Source organism: Caldimonas hydrothermalis, assembly GCF_056746695.1.
Window position 1 is genome coordinate 135,312 of record NZ_JBWQXA010000009.1, and the last position, 16,451, is coordinate 151,762.

Here is a 16,451-nt window from a genome sequence, read left to right on the forward strand (position 1 = left end):
GGCGGTGCCATGGCACAGATTCACCCCACTGCCTTGGTCGACCCGAAAGCCGAGCTGGCGGCCGATGTCAGCGTGGGGCCGTATGCGGTGATCGGCCCAGGCGTGCGCATCGGCGAAGGCACCAGCATTGGTGCCCATTGCGTGATCGACGGCCAGACGACGATCGGCCGCCACAACCGCATCTTCCAATTCTGCTCGCTGGGGGCGGCTCCGCAGGACAAGAAGTACGCTGGCGAGCCCACGCAACTGGTGATCGGCGATGGCAACACCATCCGCGAGTTCTGCACGTTCAACACCGGCACGGTGCAGGACGCCGGCGTGACGCGCATCGGCGACGACAACTGGATCATGGCCTATGTGCATGTGGCGCACGACTGCGTGCTGGGCAGCCACATCATCCTGGCCAATGCCGTGCAACTGGCCGGGCATGTGCACCTGGGGGACTGGGTCTTCCTCGGTGGCTTGTCGGGGGTACACCAGTTCGTGCGCGTGGGCGCGCACGCAATGACGGGGTTCCAGACTCGCTTGTCGCAGGACCTGCCGCCTTTCGTGACGGCGGCCGGCAACCCTGCCGAAGCCCAGGGCATCAACCTGGAAGGCCTGCGTCGGCGGGGCTACACGCCCGAGCGCATCGCCGTGGTCAAGCAGATGCACCGCACGCTGTACCGCAAGGGGCTCACGCTGGCCCAGGCCAAGGACGAGCTCGCGGCGCTGGAGGCGACGGCCGCGGATGCGCAGGCCGATGTGCGCCTGATGCTGGAGTTCCTGGCCAACGCCGAGCGCGGCATCGTGCGCTGACCGTGGTGGTGCACGCTGAGAGAGCTCCCCGTCTGGCCCTGGTGGCGGGGGAGGCATCGGGAGATTTGCTGGCCGGGCTGTTGATGGGTGGCCTGCGTCAGCGCTGGCCCGACTTGACAGCCCAGGGCATCGGTGGGCCGCGCATGGCCGAGCAGGGCTTTGAGGCCTGGTGGCCGCACCACAAGCTGGCCGTGCGGGGCTATGCCGAGGTGCTGCGGCACTACCGTGAGATTGCCGGCATCCGCCGGCAGCTCGCGCGGCGCCTGCTGGACGAACGGCCCGATGTTTTCATCGGCGTGGACGCTCCGGATTTCAATCTGGGGCTGGAGACCTGGTTGCGCGAGGCGGGGCTGAAGACCGTGCATTTCGTCTGCCCCTCGATCTGGGCCTGGCGAGGCCATCGCGTGACCAAGATCGCGAAGGCCGCGGACCATGTGCTCTGTCTGTTCCCCTTCGAGCCCGAGCTGCTGGCCCGCCATGGCATCGCGGCGAGCTATGTGGGCCATCCACTGGCCGACACCATCCCGCTGGAGGTGCCTCGCGTGGCCGCTCGCCAGGCCCTGGGTCTGGCGGCGTCGCAGCCCGTGGTGGCCTTGTTGCCGGGCAGCCGGCGCAGCGAGATCCAGTACATCGCCCCGCACCTGCTGGCCGCGGCGGCACTCTTGCATCGCCGGCGCCCGGAGCTGCGCTTCGTGCTGCCAGTGGTCCCCGGCCTTCGCGAGATGATCGACCCGCTGGTGGCGGTTCATGCGGCTGACGTGCCCCTGAGCGTGCTCGACGGCCGTTCGCACGAAGCGCTGGCCGCCTGCGACCTGACCCTCATCGCCAGCGGCACGGCCACGCTGGAGGCGGCGCTGTTCAAGCGGCCCATGGTCATCACCTACCGCATGCACTGGCTGAGCTGGCAGCTCATGAAGCGCATGGGCTATCAGCCCTGGGTGGGACTGCCCAACATCCTGTGCCGCGACTTCGTCGTGCCCGAGCTGCTCCAGGATCAGGCCACGCCCCGGGCGCTGGCCGATGCGGCGCTGGCCTGGCTGGACGACCCGGCGCGCTGCGAGCGTGTGCAGCAGCGTTTCGTGGAACTGCACCATCTCCTGCGTCGCCACACGGCGCAGGCCGCCACCGATGCGATCGCACAAGTCCTTGGGCGTTGAACAGCTTGCGCTGTGCTGGCAAGGCCCGGGCCTGGTGGCCGGGGTCGACGAAGCCGGTCGCGGTCCCTTGGCCGGGCCGGTGGTGGCCGCCGCCGTGATCCTGGACGACCTGCAGCCAGTGGCTGGCCTGGCCGACTCCAAGCAGCTCACCGCCTCGCGGCGCGAGCGCCTGTACGACGAGATCCGCGCCAAGGCCCTGTGCTGTTGCATCGCGCTGGCCTCGCCCGAGGAGATCGACCGGCTGAACATCCTGCAGGCCACGATGCTGGCGATGCGCCGGGCGGTGGACGGCCTGCGTCTCAAGCCGGCGCGTGTGCTGGTTGACGGCAACCGGCTGCCGGTGTTGAAGGTGCCGGCGGAGGCCGTTGTGAAGGGGGACGCCAAAGTGCCCGCCATCTCGGCAGCATCGATCCTGGCCAAGGTGTACCGCGACCGCCTATGCCAGGCGTTGCACGAGGCCCATCCGCAGTATGGCTTTGCCACGCACAAGGGCTACCCCACGCCCGAGCATCTGGCGGCGCTGCGGGAACATGGGCCCTGTCCCGAGCATCGGCGCAGTTTCGCTCCGGTGCGCGAGGCCCTGGTGGGGCGTACATGAAGGTCGAGGCCCTGCATTCGCGCGACAACCCGCTGTGCGTGAAAGTGCGCAAGCTGTTGCGCGATCCCGGCGCCTATCGCAAGCTGGGCTGCGTGTGGCTGGAGGGTGATCATCTCGGGGCGGCCTGGCGGGCCCGGGGCGGCACCGGCGGCGAGGCGGTGTTCACCGAGGCGGCCTGGGCCCGACCCGAGCGCCGAGCGCTGGCGCAGGGGGCCGCGCGGGTGGCCGTGGTGACGGAGGGTTTGATGCGCGAACTCAGTGCCCTCGAATCCCCGCCGGATTGCGGCTTCCTGATCCCGTGGGCGGGGCCCGGCGAGGGCCGCGTGGGGATCGATACCGTGGTGCTCGACCGCCTGCAGGATGCCGGCAACGTGGGGGCCATCCTGCGCAGCGCCGCGGCCCTGGGCGTGGGCCAGGTGGTGGCCTTGAAGGGCACGGCGGCGCTGTGGTCGCCCAAGGTGCTGCGCGCCGGCATGGGCGCGCATTTTGCGCTGCACCTGGTAGAGATGGCCGCTCAGCAGGCACTGGATGCCCTGGGCGTGCCCCTGGTGGGCACCAGCTCGCACACGGCCCTGGAGCTGCATCGTTGCCGGCTCCCGTCGCCGGTGGCCTGGGTTTTCGGCCACGAGGGCCAGGGCATGGATCCGGCCCTGGCCTCGCGCTGCGAGCTTGTGGTGCGCATCCCCCAGCCGGGGGGGGAGGAGTCGCTCAACGTGGCAGCGGCGGCGTCGATCTGCCTGTACGAGTCACTGCGGCAGCGAGCGGGCTGAGCGGCCGTCGGTGTCAGAACCTCAGTACACCAGCCGGTCCGGGCGGATGTCGCGCAGGATGGTCGTGGCGATCTCCTCGATGGACTTGTGCGTCGAGGACAGCCAGGCGATCCCTTCGCGGCGCATCATGGCTTCAGCCTCGGCCACTTCGTAGCGGCAGTTCTCCAGGCTGGCGTACTTGCTGTTCGGTCGGCGTTCGTTGCGGATCTCGCTCAGCCGCTCGGGGGCGATGGTCAGGCCGAAGCACTTGCTCTTGTGAGGCGCCAGGCTGGAGGGCAGGGTGCGCCGCTCGAAGTCCTCCGGGATCAGGGGGTAGTTGGCCGCCTTGATGCCATGCTGCATGGCCAGGTACAGCGAGGTCGGGGTCTTGCCGCTGCGGCTCACCCCGATCAGGATCACGTCGGCCTCGGCCAGGTTGCGGGCTGACTGACCGTCGTCGTGGGCCAGCGAGAAGTTGATGGCCTCGATGCGATCGTGGTACTGCTGGCTGGCCGCCACGTCCGAGAACCGCCCGATGCGGTGGTTGGACTTCATGCCCAATTCAGCCTCCAGCGGCTCAACGAAGGTCGAGAACATGTCCAGCACCAGCGCCCGGCTGCCTTGCTTGACGATGGCCAGCACCTCCTCGTTGACCAAGGTGGTGAAGACGATCGGCCGTTTGCCCTCGACCTCGGCTGTGTGGTTGATCTCGCGCACGACCTGATGGGCCTTGTCCTCGGTGTCGATGAAGGGGCGGCGCACGTGCCGCGGCTGCAGGGCGAACTGCTTCAGGATGGAGTTGCCGAAGGTCTCGGCGGTGATGCCGGTGCCATCGGAGATGAAGAAAACGGTGCGGTTGGACATGTGCAGTGCGGGTCGGGCAGGCAAAGGCGCGGTCAAAGCGCCGTAAAATCCCTGCCAATATCGCTTGCCCGCGCCTGCATGTCCACCCCACCGCACGAACCAGAATCCACAAAGTGGCGGGGCGGGGCCTGTCCTGATCCGTTCAGGCGCGCCGGCAGGGGAGCACCGGTTTGTCAACATCACGGAGCTTTCCCATGTCTTCATCCCATTTGGCGACCGCCCTGGTCGTGCCGTTCGAACAACTGAGGATGACCGACGTCGAGGTGGTGGGCGGCAAGAACGCCTCCCTCGGCGAGATGATCAGCCAGTTGTCCGCCTCGGGGGTGCGGGTGCCCGGTGGCTTTGCCACCACGGCGCACGCCTTCCGCGAATTCCTGAAGCACGGCGGGCTGGCCGAGCGCATCAACGCGCGCCTGGCCGGTTTGGACACCGACGACGTGCGCGCTCTGGCCCAGGCCGGGGCCGAGATCCGCTCGTGGGTGCAGAACACGCCCTTTCCGCCGGCGCTGGAGGCGGCCATTCGTGCCGAGTTCGACAAGCTGACGGCGGATCACCCGGGCGCCTCGTTCGCCGTGCGCTCCTCGGCCACGGCCGAAGACCTGCCTGATGCCTCCTTTGCCGGCCAGCAGGAAACCTTCCTCAACGTGGTGGGCATCGATGAGGTGCTGCACAAGATGAAGGAGGTCTTCGCCTCGCTCTACAACGACCGTGCCATCAGCTACCGTGTCCACAAGGGCTTTGCCCACAGTGACGTGGCCCTGTCGGCTGGCGTGCAGCGCATGGTGCGCTCCGACCTGGGCGCCGCCGGTGTGATGTTCACGATCGACACCGAATCGGGCTTCCCCGACGTGGTCTTCATCACCTCCAGCTACGGCCTGGGCGAGACCGTCGTGCAGGGCGCCGTCAACCCGGACGAGTTCTACGTCCACAAGCCTGCGCTGAAGAACGGCAAGTTCCCGATCATCCGCCGCAACCTGGGCTCCAAGCTCATCAAGATGGAGTTCACCACCCCGGCAGAGAAGCAGGCCAGCGGCAAGCTGGTCAAGACGGTGGACACCGCCCCCGAGCAGCGCAACCGCTATTCGCTGACCGATGCCGACGTCGTCGAACTGGCGCGCTACGCCCTCATCATCGAGGCGCATTACGGCCGCCCGATGGACATCGAGTGGGGCAAAGACGGCCAGGACGGCCAGCTCTACATCCTGCAGGCCCGCCCCGAGACGGTGAAGAGCCAGGGCGAAGGCAAGGTCGAGCACCGCTACAAGCTCAAGGGCCACAGCACGGTGCTGGCCGAAGGCCGCGCGATCGGCCAGAAGATCGGCACCGGTCCGGTGCGCATCGTCCACTCCATCGCCGAGATGGACAAGGTGCAGCCCGGCGACGTGCTCGTCACCGACATGACCGACCCGAACTGGGAGCCGGTGATGAAGCGCGCCAGCGCCATCGTCACCAACCGCGGCGGGCGCACCTGTCACGCGGCCATCATCGCACGCGAGCTGGGCATTCCGGCCGTGGTGGGTTGCGGCAACGCCACCGAGGTGCTCAAGGACGGCGCGCTGGTGACCGTGGCCTGCTCCGAAGGCGATACCGGCTACATCTACGATGGGCTGCTGGAGACCGAGGTCACCGAGGTCGAGCGTGGCGAGATGCCGTATTCGCCGGTCAAGATCATGATGAACGTGGGCAACCCCCAACTCGCCTTCGACTTCGCCCAGATGCCCAACGCCGGGGTGGGGCTGGCACGGCTGGAGTTCATCATCAACAACAACATCGGCGTGCACCCCAAGGCCATCCTCGACTACCCCAATGTCGACCCGGACCTGAAAAAGGCCGTGGAATCGGTTGCACGCGGTCACGCCAGCCCGCGGGCCTTCTATGTCGACAAGCTCGCCGAAGGCGTGGCCACGATTGCCGCGGCCTTCTGGCCCAAGCCGGTGATCGTGCGGCTGTCGGACTTCAAGTCCAACGAGTACCGCAAGCTCATCGGCGGCTCGCGCTACGAGCCCGAGGAAGAAAACCCGATGCTCGGCTTCCGCGGTGCTTCGCGTTACGTAAGCGAAGCCTTCGGCGAAGCCTTTGCGATGGAGTGCGAGGCCCTCAAGCGCGTGCGCAACGACATGGGCCTGACCAACGTCGAGATCATGGTGCCTTTCGTGCGCACCTTGGCTCAGGCCGAGAAAGTCAACGCCATGCTGGCCGAGCGGGGCCTCAGGCGCGGCCAGGACGGGCTGCGCGTCATCATGATGTGCGAGATCCCCAGCAACGCCATCCTGGCTGAGCAGTTCCTCGAACACTTTGATGGCATGTCCATCGGCTCCAACGACCTGACCCAGCTCACGCTGGGCCTGGACCGCGACTCCGGCCTGGAGCTGCTGGCGCACGACTTCGACGAGCGTGACCCGGCCGTCAAGGCGCTGATCTCGCGGGCGATCGCGGCCTGCCGTGCCCACGGCAAGTACATCGGCATCTGCGGCCAGGGTCCCAGCGATCACCCCGACTTCGCGCAGTGGCTCGCGCAGGAGGGCATCGTCTCGATCTCGCTGAACCCCGACACCGTGATCGACACCTGGAAGCTGCTGGCCGCGCGGGACTGAACCCTCATCCTTGATGCACTGCCGCATCGCGGCAGCTCCGGACGGCCCCCCCGCGGGGCCGTTTTTCGTGGAGTCCGGACGGGGCAGGGTAAGCCCTGATCGGACTTACGAGCAGGCTGACACGGTTGTCAGAAATGCGTAAGCCGCCGGCCAAGAATGGGATCATCGACTCCCACCACAGGCCATGCTGCTGTTCGTCACCATCGTCCAGACCGTGTCGGCCATCGCGCTGTTGTCGCTGTTGGGTCAGTGGGTGCTCGGCCTGCTGGCCGGCGCGGGGCGTGACAGCAATCTCTTCTACCAGCTCCTGGGCATCCTGACCCGCCCCTTCACCCGTCTCACCCGGCTCATCACCCCGCGTGTCGTGCTCGACCGGCACATCCCGCTGGCCACTTTTGCGCTGCTCCTGATGGCCTATGTCGCCTCTACGGTTGCGCGCATCGCCATCTGCATCGAGATTGGGGTGCACCTGTGCCGATGAGTGCCAACGCCCCTCGGTCTTTCACCTACCGCTGGCTGCGCTGGCGCGCCCAGGCCATGATCCTGGTCGGGCGGCACGCCGCGGCCCTGGCCGTGTTCGACGAGATGCTGGCACGCCACCCCGGCGATGCCTATGCCCTGGCCAGCCGAGCCCATTTGCGGGCCCAACTGGGCCAGCCCGAAGCGGCGCTGGCCGACTATCGCCAGTTGCTGGACACGCACCCCGATCACGCGGCCGCCTCGTGGTTCAACTACGGCTACTTGCTGGAAGCAGCGGGCGAGCACGCCCAGGCCGAGCAGGCCTTCCGGCGCGCCCTGGCACTGGACCCTCGGCTGGATCGCGCCTGGTACGGGCTGGGCCTCGTGCTGATCAGAGCGCGCCGCTTCGATGAGGCCATCGAGGCCCTCAAACGCAACACCGAATTGCAGCCCATGAGTCCGTACGGCTGGTACCAGCTCGCACGGGTGCATGTGGATCGTCACGAGCCCGAAGAGGCGCGGCGGATCATCCGCCACCTCAAGGGCTTCGAGCCCAAGGTCGCCGCTCAGCTCGAGCGCGAAACCGGCTTGGCCGTGTGACGGCGGCGGTGCGGAACCCGGCAGGCCGGGTCCGCGCCAGGGGGACAGCCTAGGCTGCAAGCCCGCCTTCGGAGACGGGCGGGAGGCTGTCGTTTCGCGCCATCGGGGAGGGCCCCGGGGCGCAGCAACGAGGAGACCACTGCCATGCAGTTGACGCGCAAGCACGAAGAGTACTGGCGCAAGAACTTAAGAATCACCAGCATCCTGCTGGGGATCTGGTTCTTCGTCACGTTCGTCGTCGGGTATTTCGCCCGCGACCTGAGTTTCAATTTCTTCGGATGGCCCTTTAGCTTTTGGGTGGGGGCGCAAGGCGCCCTCATCGTCTATGTGGCCATCATCTGGTACTACGCCCGGTACATGAACCGGCTGGACCAGGAGCATGACGTCGCGGAGGAGGAGTAACACCATGGCGGGATTCACCCCTGCGTCCGGCACGTCCGGCGCTGCCGCCAACGCGGCCTTCAAGAAGCAGCTCAACAAGGTGTACGGCTGGTACACCGGCGGCTTCATCATCTTCATCCTCGTGCTGGGCCTGCTCGAGCAGATGGGCCTGCCGGCCAACTGGATCGGCCTGATCTTCCTGCTCGCCACCGTGGCCCTGTATGCCGGCATCGGCATCATGAGCCGCACCACCGACGCGGCCGAGTACTACGTGGCTGGCCGACGTGTGCCGGCCATCTACAACGGCATGGCCACCGGTGCCGACTGGATGTCGGCGGCGTCGTTCATCGGCATGGCCGGCACGCTGTACCTGACCGGCTACGGCGGTCTGGCCTTCATCATGGGCTGGACGGGCGGCTACTGCCTGGTGGCGCTGTTCCTTGCGCCTTACCTGCGCAAGTTCGGCCAGTTCACGATTCCGGACTTCCTGGGCGCCCGCTACGGCGGCAACCTGGCCCGCCTGATCGGCATCCTGGCTGCGATCCTGTGCTCGTTCACTTACGTGGTGGCGCAGATCTATGGCGTGGGCCTGATCACGTCGCGCCTGTCGGGCCTGGCCTTCGAGATCGGCATCTTCGTGGGTCTGGGCGGCATCCTGGTGTGCTCCTTCCTGGGGGGCATGCGCGCGGTGACCTGGACCCAGGTGGCCCAGTACATCATCCTGATCATCGCCTACCTGATCCCGGTGGTGTGGCTGTCGGTCAAGCAGACCGGCGTGCCCATTCCGCAGGTCATCTACGGGTCCCAGCTCGAGAAGGTGACGGCCAAAGAGAAGGAGCTGCGCAGCGATCCGAAGGAACTCGAAGTCATCGAGATCTTCAAGAAGCGCGCAGCCGAGGCCGAGGCCAAGCTCAAGGACGTGCCCGCGGCCATGGCGGCCGACAAGGCGGCGGCTGAGCAGAAGATCGCCGACCTGAAGGCTCGCAACGCCCCGCTGGCCGAAATCCAGGCGGCCGAGAAGGCGCTGGCGGCCTTGCCGGCCACTGAGGCCGATGCCCGCAAGGCCTATGCGGCGGCCAAGGCCGCCAACGAGGCGCGCGCCAAACCGCTGGCCGGCATGCCCGCCCATGCGCAGATCTTCGCCGGCGATCCCAATGGCGATGAAGCGGCCAAGAAGGCGTTCGACACCTCCAGGCGCAACTTCCTGGCGCTGATCTTCTGCCTGATGGTGGGCACGGCAGCGCTGCCGCACATCCTGATGCGCTACTACACCACGCCCTCGGTGAAGGAGGCGCGCGAGTCGGTGTTCTGGTCGCTGTTCTTCATCTTCCTGCTGTACTTCACCGCACCGGCCCTGGCCGTGCTGGTGAAGTACGAGGTGATGACGGTGCTGGTGGGTACGCCGTTCGATCAGCTCCCAGGATGGATCGCGGCTTGGAACCGGGTCGATCCGGCGCTGCTGACGGTGCAGGATATCAACGGCGACGGCATCTTCCAGCTCGGCGAGATGCGCATCGGCGGAGACATCATCGTGCTGGCCACTCCGGCCATTGCGGGCCTGCCGTACGTGATCTCCGGCATGGTGGCCGCCGGTGGCCTGGCTGCGGCGCTGTCGACTGCTGACGGCCTGCTGCTGACCATCGCCAACGCGCTGTCGCACGACCTGTACTACAAGATGATCGACCCCAACGCGCCGACCTCGCGCCGGGTGATGATCTCGAAGGTCCTGCTGCTGATCGTGGCGCTGCTGGCGGCCTACGTCGCGTCCCAGAAGCCGGCGGACATCCTCTTCCTGGTGTCGGCGGCCTTCTCGTTCGCGGCAGCGGCCTTCTTCCCGGCCCTCGTGCTCGGGATCTTCTGGAAGCGTGCGTCGAGCATCGGAGCTGTGTGCGGCATGATCGCCGGCCTGGGCCTGACCTTCTACTACATGGCCACCACGCAGCCCTGGCTGCGCAGCGTCTTCGGCGTGACCTCGCCGGTACAGTTGTGGTGGGACATCCAGCCCATCTCGGCCGGCCTGTTCGGTGTGCCGGTAGGCTTTGCGGTCATCATCCTGGTCAGCCTGATCACGCCGGCCCCCAAGAAGGAAGTGCAGGAACTCGTCGAGCACGTGCGCTATCCGAACCTGAAGTCGGCCTGATTGCCTGCGATCGTCGGCACGGGAGCCGCTCGGTGGCTCCCGCCGCGGCCCCGCTGCGAAGCGGGGCCTTTTCGCTTTTTCGGCTACAATCTTCCGCTTTCTTCCTTGCCGCACCTGTGGGTGGGCTCTTCGGAGCCCGCCTTGACGCCCGGGGCGGCTTACCCACCCATCCCGATGGGAATCCACAAGGAGTGTCAATGCGTCACTATGAAATCGTCCTGTTGATCCATCCGGATCAAAGCGAGCAGGTCAATGCCATGCTCGAGCGCTACAAGGGCATGGTCACCGCTGCTGGTGGCAAGGTCCACCGCGTCGAGGACTGGGGCCGCCGCCAACTGGCCTACATGATCCAGAAGCTCGCCAAGGCCCACTATCTGTGCCTGAACATCGAGTGCAGCAAGGAAACCCTGGCCGAGCTGGAGACGGGCTTCCGCTTCAACGACGCCGTGCTGCGCCACCTCACCGTTCAGAAGAGCAAGGCCGAGACGGCCCCGTCCATCATGATGAAGGCGGTCGAGAAGGAAGAAGCCCGCAAGTCGCACCAGGAGGCGGCTGCCTAAGTGACGTGCCACCGCGCGCTGCTGGCCACCCCGCATGAACCAGGTGGTTCTGGAGGCCCGGGTGACCGAGCGAAGCGCTCTGCGTTACACCCCGGCCGGACTCCCCGCCCTCGACTTGCTGCTGTCGCACGAGTCGACGGTGACGGAAGCCGGAGCCCCGCGCAAGGTCCGCATGGACCTCAAGGCGGTGGTGATCGGGACCCTGGCGGAGCAGTTGAGCCGCGTCGAGATGGGCAGTGCCCATCGCTTTGCCGGCTTCCTCGCTTCCCAGCGTAACGGCCGCGGTGTGGTGCTGCACATCACCAGCTTGCCCCAGTGCATCGTTTGAATTCGGATAGATCAGATAGGAGAGGTCATCATGCCCCCGCCTCGTAGCAAGTTTTCGAAGGATCGCAAGTCCAAGCGCAACCAGCAGTCGCTGCTCTTCAAGCGCAAGCGTTTCTGCCGCTTCACCGTCGCCGGCGTCGAGGAGATCGACTACAAGGACGTCGACACCCTGCGCGATTTCATCGGTGAGAACGGCAAGATCACGCCGGCCCGCCTGACCGGCACCCGTGCCATCTATCAGCGTCAGCTCACGACGGCCATCAAGCGTGCCCGTTTCCTGGCCCTGCTGCCGTACACCGATCAGCACAAGGTCTGAGGAGTCGAGACATGCAAATCATCCTGCTGGAGAAAGTCGCCAACCTGGGCAACCTCGGCGACGTGGTCAAGGTCAAGGACGGCTACGCTCGCAACTTCCTGATCCCCACCGGGGCGGCCCGCCGCGCCACCGACGCGGCGATCAAGGAGTTCGAGGCCAAGCGCGCCGAACTCGAGAGGGCCGCTGCCGAAAAGCTCGCTGCTGCCCAGGCCCTGGGCGAGAAGATCAACGGCAAGACCGTGCCGGTCACCCAGAAGGCCGGTGTGGATGGCCGCCTGTTCGGCTCGGTCACCAACATCGACATCGCCGAAGCCCTGGGCAAGATGGGTTTCGAAGTGCACAAGTCCCAAATCCGTCTGCCCAACGGCCCGATCAAGACCGTGGGCGAGCATCCGGTCACCGTGGGCCTGCACACCGATGTGGTCGTGGACGTGGTCGTCTCGGTGGTCGGCGAAACCGCCTGACCCCGCAAGCCTTCCGCGCGCAGGCCGGTGCCCCGCACCGGCCTTTTCGTTTTCCGCACAGCTTGTCCTGCAAAAGGCACAGCCTGTCCCCGAGATATCCACAGACTTGTTCCTTGCCCCGCGGCTGGGCTCGGCTTAACCTTCCCGACTTATGTCCGCCATCGTCTCCGGTCCCCCCTTTCCCGAGACCCCCCGTCGCCAGGAAGACGAGGTGGCGCGCCTGCGCATCCCACCCCATTCCATCGAAGCCGAGCAGAGCGTGCTGGGCGGGCTGCTGCTCGACAACGGGGCCTGGGACCGTGCCGGCGACCTGCTTACCGAGAGCGACTTCTACCGCCACGAACATCGCCTCATCTACGCGGCCATCGGCCACCTGATCAACGCCAGCAAGCCGGCCGACGTCATCACCGTTTTCGAGCAGTTGCAAAGCCTGGGCAAGGCCGAGGAGTGCGGCGGCCTGACCTACCTCAATGCGCTGGCGCAAAGCGTGCCCAGTGCGGCCAACCTGCGCCGCTATGCCGAGATCGTGCGCGAGCGCGCCATCCTGCGCAAGCTCGTCTCGGCCAGCGACGAGATCGCCACAGCCGCCTTCAATCCGCAGGGCCGCCCGGTGTCGCAGATCCTCGACGAGGCCGAGGGGCGCATCTTCCAGATCGGGGAGGAGGGCAATCGCGGCAAACAGGGCTTCCACTCGATGGAGTCCCTGGTCGTGCAACTGCTCGACCGCGTGCAGGAGCTCGCCGAGAACGGGGCCGAGGACGTCACCGGGGTGCGCACGGGCTTCTTCGACCTCGACCGCATGACCTCGGGCCTGCAACCGGGCGATCTCATCATCCTGGCGGCGCGCCCCTCCATGGGCAAGACGGCCTTCGCGCTGAACATCGGCGAGCACGTCGCCGTTCATGAGGGCCTGCCGGTGGTGATCTTCTCGATGGAGATGGGCGCGGCCCAGCTCGCGCTGCGTGTGGTGGGCTCGCTCGGCCGCATCGACCAGAGCCACCTGCGCACCGGGGCGCTGCGCGACGACGAGTGGTCACGCCTGTCCGAGGCGGTGGAAAAACTGCGCAACGCCAGCATCTTCATCGACGAAACCCCGGGGCTGTCGCCCAGCGAGCTGCGCGCGCGCGCGCGCCGCCAGGCCCGTCAGTGTGGCCAGCTCGGTCTGATCATCGTCGACTACCTGCAGTTGATGAGCGGCAGCGCTGGCAGCAGCGACGAGAATCGCGCGACCGTGATCGGCGAGATCTCGCGCGGCCTCAAGGCCCTGGCCAAGGAGCTGCGCTGCCCCGTCATCGCGTTGTCGCAGCTCAACCGCAGCGTCGAGACACGCACCGACAAGCGCCCCATGATGAGCGATCTGCGCGAATCGGGCGCGATCGAACAGGATGCCGACGTCATCATGTTCATCTATCGCGACGAGTACTACACCAAAGACCAATGCAAGGAGCCCGGCGTGGCCGAGATCATCATCGGCAAACAGCGCAACGGGCCGGTGGGCACCGTCAAGCTCACGTTCCTGAAGCCGCTCACCAAGTTCGAGAATCTGGCGCCCGGCGCGCTGGGCGGCGGCGACTATTGATCGCCGCCAGCGACTCGATCAGAGCACTTCGCTCGCAAAATCGGCCAGGCGCGAGCGCTCGCCGCGGGCGAGCGTCACGTGTCCGCTGTGCGGCCAGCCCTTGAACCGGTCCACCGCATACGTGAGGCCCGAACTGCCTTCGGTGAGGTAGGGTGTGTCGATCTGCGCGAGGTTGCCCAGACAGACGATCTTCGTGCCGGGGCCGGCCCGGGTGATCAGCGTCTTCATCTGCTTGGGCGTGAGGTTCTGGGCCTCGTCGATGATGACGAACTTGTTCAGGAAAGTGCGTCCGCGCATGAAGTTCATGCTCTTGATCTTCACCTTCGAGCGCACCAACTCATTGGTGGCGGCACGCCCCCAATCGCCGGCGCTGGCGTCCGTGCGGGCGAGCACCTCCAGGTTGTCGTCCAGCGCCCCCATCCAGGGCGACATCTTCTCTTCCTCGGTCCCGGGCAGGTAGCCGATGTCCTCGCCCACGGGCACGGTGACCCGGGTCACGATGATCTCGGTGTAGCGCCGCTCGTCGAGCACCTGGCTCAGGGCGGCGGCCAGCGTCATCAGCGTCTTGCCGGTGCCGGCCGTGCCGGTGAGGGTGACGAAGTCGCACTCCGGGTCCATCAGCAGGTTGAGCGCGAAGTTCTGTTCGCGATTGCGCGCGGTGATGCCCCACACGGCGTTCTTCTGGTGCGTGTACTCCTTGCAGGTGCGCAACACGGCGGTCTTGCCGGTGATCTCGGTGACCTTGGCGTACAGCGGTGTCACCCCTGGGGCCTCGAGATAGACGAATTGGTTGATCAGCAGCGCCGGCACAAGCGGGCCGCTGATGCGGTAGTAAGTGAAGCCGCCCTGCTGCCAGCTCTCCATGGTCTTGCCGTGCCGCTCCCAGAAATCGCCCGGCAGCGGCAGCACCCCGGTGTAGAGCAGGTCGCCGTCTTCGAGGGCCTTGTCGTTGTAGTAGTCCTCGGCCGGCAGGCCCAGGGCGCGGGCCTTGATGCGCATGTTGATGTCCTTGGACACCAGCACCACGTCGCGTTCCGGGTACTTTTGGCGCAGTGACTGCACCACGCCGAGGATCTGGTTGTCGGCCTTGCCCTGGGGCAGACCGACGGGCAGTTGCACATCGACGAGCTGGGTCTGGAAGAACAGGCGGCCCCCGGCTTCGCGGTGCCCGGTCTTCGACAGGGCCACGCCCTCGGGGAAGCTTGCATTCGTCTGTGCCACCAGGGCATCGAGCTCGCGGCTGACCTGGCGGGCATTGCGAGCCACCTCGGACATGCCGCGCTTGTGGCTGTCGAGCTCCTCCAGCGTGATCATTGGCAGGTAGATGTCGTGCTCTTCGAAACGGTAGATCGACATCGGGTCGTGCATCAGCACGTTGGTGTCGAGCACGAAAAGCTTGGGGGGGCCTTCCCGGTGCGGCCGCTTCGGGCGGACATGGGTCTGCGCCATCGCTGCGGCGGGCGCGGCGGGCACTGTGGGCGCGGCCGGCGCGGGCGCCGCAGGGCGCGGGGCCGGGGGAGCCAACGTCGCCGGGGCATCGGCGCGCAGTTCCAGCAGGCTGTGGGAGGCCAGTTCGGCCTTCTGCGAACGGGGGGTCTTGCGGGGCGCGCTCTGCGCGTCGATGTCGGACGGAGTCAGCAGGGTGGCTTTCTTCGTGGGCGGCTTGGGCAGGGGCATCGTCTGGCGGGTTCAGGCGGCGGAAACAAAAAAGCCGCACAGCAAGCTGGGCGGCTTTGCGGGGATGCGGCGGTGACGACTCTGGGATCGGCTCGACGGCATGACCTCATTATGCACAGCCGGTTGGGCGGCGCAATGACGCCGCGTTGCATGCCGGCTGCAGGAGGATGTCCGGCCTAGGGGCCTCAGGCAGCCTTCTTCAGCGCCTTGACGGCCTTGAGGACTTCGTCCACATGGCCGGCCACCTTGATGCCGCGCCACTCGTGGCGCAGGATGCCTTCGCCGTCGATCACGAAGGTGCTGCGCTCGATGCCTTTGACTTTCTTGCCGTACATGATCTTGTTCTTGACCACACCGAACATGTGGCAGAGCTTCTCCTCGGTGTCGGCGATCAGCTCGAAGGGCAGCTCCAGGTTCTGCTTGAACTTGTCGTGCGAGGCCATGTTGTCACGCGACACGCCAAACACCACTGCGCCGGATTTCACAAAATCCTTGTGCTTGTCGCGAAACTGCATGGCTTCGGTGGTGCAGCCCGGGGTATTGTCCTTGGGGTAGAAATACAGCACGACGATCTGACCCGCATAGGCCTGGGGCGTGAACTTCACCCCGTTCGTGGCAAGCGCTTCAAAGTCCGGGAGAGGTTTATTGAGGGCTGGCGTCATGTAGGTGTTGAAGAGGGTTGCGCCCGTTCAGGCCTAGCCCGAAATTATAGCTCCACCCCTGTCGATATCCCCTGCCAATGACGGGTTGGTCGCCGATTGTGCAGGCCGGTCCTTCAGTGGCCAGACACCGGGGAGGACATCATCAGCAGGGCCACCACGCTGCGGCCTTCGCCGGCCAGGATGTTGTAGGTGCGGCAGGCGGCGGCGGTGTCCATCGTTTCCACGCCAATGCGCCGCGCCATCAACGGCTGCAGGAGTTGCGGCCGGGCGAACTGCAGCCGCGTGCCGGTGCCCAGCAGCACGACCTCCGGCGCGAGGTCGGCGACCCGGGTGAAGTCCTCGACCGTCAGGTCGGCCACGACCTGGCAGGACCAGGCCTGCACCGGCCCACGCCACGGCACGAGCAGGCTGCCGGTGTGCACCACGGCGTTCACGGCGATGCCGCCGGCCATGTGGGCCGTGATGATGTTCAAGGACGAATCGGCGCGGTCGGGCTGCAGTTTCACGGCGAGGATGACGCAAGGGG

The 16,451-nt window shown here is 66.6% G+C and carries 18 protein-coding genes; 14 read left to right on the forward strand and 4 right to left on the reverse strand.

Going from position 1 to position 16,451, the window contains the following annotated elements; all coding sequences use genetic code 11:
* Positions 1-9: 9 nt before the first annotated feature.
* Genes lpxA through AC1ECW_RS12435 form a run of 4 tightly spaced genes read left to right on the forward strand, consistent with a single transcriptional unit; the run spans position 10 to position 3,323 of the window.
* Positions 10-798, forward strand: coding sequence for an acyl-ACP--UDP-N-acetylglucosamine O-acyltransferase (lpxA, locus tag AC1ECW_RS12420; RefSeq protein WP_481201945.1), 789 nt, complete (start codon positions 10-12; stop codon positions 796-798).
* A 2-nt stretch (positions 799-800) separates the two neighbouring features.
* Positions 801-1,955 (forward strand): lipid-A-disaccharide synthase, encoded by a 1,155-nt coding sequence (gene lpxB, locus AC1ECW_RS12425; RefSeq protein WP_481201946.1) that lies wholly within the window; start codon positions 801-803, stop codon positions 1,953-1,955.
* A complete protein-coding gene (gene rnhB / locus AC1ECW_RS12430; RefSeq protein ID WP_481201947.1) occupies positions 1,927-2,553 on the forward strand; it encodes a ribonuclease HII in 627 nt (208 codons plus the stop codon). Before lpxB ends, rnhB begins: the two co-directional genes overlap by 29 nt.
* Positions 2,550-3,323: a TrmH family RNA methyltransferase gene (locus AC1ECW_RS12435; protein WP_409706233.1), complete on the forward strand. Its 774-nt coding sequence runs from the start codon at positions 2,550-2,552 to the stop codon at positions 3,321-3,323. Before rnhB ends, AC1ECW_RS12435 begins: the two co-directional genes overlap by 4 nt.
* 21 nt (positions 3,324-3,344) lie before the next feature.
* Here the strand turns inward: AC1ECW_RS12435 and ppsR are convergent, their stop codons facing one another.
* Complete coding sequence (gene ppsR, locus AC1ECW_RS12440; RefSeq protein ID WP_409706236.1) at positions 3,345-4,166, reverse strand: posphoenolpyruvate synthetase regulatory kinase/phosphorylase PpsR; 822 nt, start codon at positions 4,164-4,166, stop codon at positions 3,345-3,347.
* A 194-nt stretch (positions 4,167-4,360) separates the two neighbouring features.
* Here ppsR and ppsA point away from each other — a divergent pair, with 194 nt between their 5' ends.
* The 10 genes from ppsA to dnaB all read left to right on the forward strand — a co-directional run bounded on the left by ppsA (position 4,361) and on the right by dnaB (position 13,586).
* Positions 4,361-6,760 (forward strand): phosphoenolpyruvate synthase, encoded by a 2,400-nt coding sequence (gene ppsA, locus AC1ECW_RS12445; protein ID WP_481201948.1) that lies wholly within the window; start codon positions 4,361-4,363, stop codon positions 6,758-6,760.
* A 184-nt stretch (positions 6,761-6,944) separates the two neighbouring features.
* The gene (locus AC1ECW_RS12450) at positions 6,945-7,241 is read left to right on the forward strand and encodes a hypothetical protein (protein WP_409706243.1); all 297 of its coding nucleotides are present in this window, start codon (positions 6,945-6,947) and stop codon (positions 7,239-7,241) included.
* The gene (locus AC1ECW_RS12455) at positions 7,238-7,819 is read left to right on the forward strand and encodes a tetratricopeptide repeat protein (RefSeq protein WP_409706246.1); all 582 of its coding nucleotides are present in this window, start codon (positions 7,238-7,240) and stop codon (positions 7,817-7,819) included. The genes AC1ECW_RS12450 and AC1ECW_RS12455 overlap by 4 nt, the downstream gene beginning before the upstream one ends.
* Positions 7,820-7,963: 144 nt before the next feature.
* A complete protein-coding gene (locus AC1ECW_RS12460; protein ID WP_409706249.1) occupies positions 7,964-8,221 on the forward strand; it encodes a DUF4212 domain-containing protein in 258 nt (85 codons plus the stop codon).
* A gap of 4 nt (positions 8,222-8,225) precedes the next feature.
* Complete coding sequence (locus AC1ECW_RS12465; RefSeq protein ID WP_409706253.1) at positions 8,226-10,340, forward strand: sodium:solute symporter family protein; 2,115 nt, start codon at positions 8,226-8,228, stop codon at positions 10,338-10,340.
* Positions 10,341-10,537: 197 nt separating this feature from the next.
* Positions 10,538-10,900, forward strand: a complete 363-nt coding sequence (gene rpsF, locus AC1ECW_RS12470; protein WP_409657756.1) for a 30S ribosomal protein S6 — start codon at positions 10,538-10,540, stop codon at positions 10,898-10,900.
* A 34-nt stretch (positions 10,901-10,934) separates the two neighbouring features.
* Positions 10,935-11,228, forward strand: a complete 294-nt coding sequence (priB, locus tag AC1ECW_RS12475; protein ID WP_409706256.1) for a primosomal replication protein N — start codon at positions 10,935-10,937, stop codon at positions 11,226-11,228.
* 30 nt (positions 11,229-11,258) lie between these two features.
* On the forward strand, positions 11,259-11,543 hold the full coding sequence (gene rpsR / locus AC1ECW_RS12480; protein ID WP_409657762.1) for a 30S ribosomal protein S18: 285 nt from the start codon (positions 11,259-11,261) through the stop codon (positions 11,541-11,543).
* An 11-nt stretch (positions 11,544-11,554) separates the two neighbouring features.
* Entirely contained in the window at positions 11,555-12,007 is a 453-nt protein-coding gene (gene rplI / locus AC1ECW_RS12485) for a 50S ribosomal protein L9 (RefSeq protein WP_409706259.1), read from the forward strand.
* A 151-nt stretch (positions 12,008-12,158) separates the two neighbouring features.
* Positions 12,159-13,586, forward strand: coding sequence for a replicative DNA helicase (dnaB, locus tag AC1ECW_RS12490; protein WP_481201949.1), 1,428 nt, complete (start codon positions 12,159-12,161; stop codon positions 13,584-13,586).
* Between the two features lie 18 nt (positions 13,587-13,604).
* On the opposite strand, the gene AC1ECW_RS12495 is transcribed toward dnaB, so the two are convergent.
* The 3 genes from AC1ECW_RS12495 to AC1ECW_RS12505 all read right to left on the reverse strand — a co-directional run bounded on the left by AC1ECW_RS12495 (position 13,605) and on the right by AC1ECW_RS12505 (position 16,431).
* Positions 13,605-15,263 (reverse strand): PhoH family protein, encoded by a 1,659-nt coding sequence (locus AC1ECW_RS12495; RefSeq protein ID WP_409706544.1) that lies wholly within the window; start codon positions 15,261-15,263, stop codon positions 13,605-13,607.
* A 185-nt stretch (positions 15,264-15,448) separates the two neighbouring features.
* Entirely contained in the window at positions 15,449-15,925 is a 477-nt protein-coding gene (locus tag AC1ECW_RS12500; protein ID WP_409657773.1) for a peroxiredoxin, read from the reverse strand.
* A 113-nt stretch (positions 15,926-16,038) separates the two neighbouring features.
* A complete protein-coding gene (locus AC1ECW_RS12505) occupies positions 16,039-16,431 on the reverse strand; it encodes an Mth938-like domain-containing protein (RefSeq protein ID WP_481201950.1) in 393 nt (130 codons plus the stop codon).
* Between the last annotated feature and the right edge of the window lie 20 nt (positions 16,432-16,451).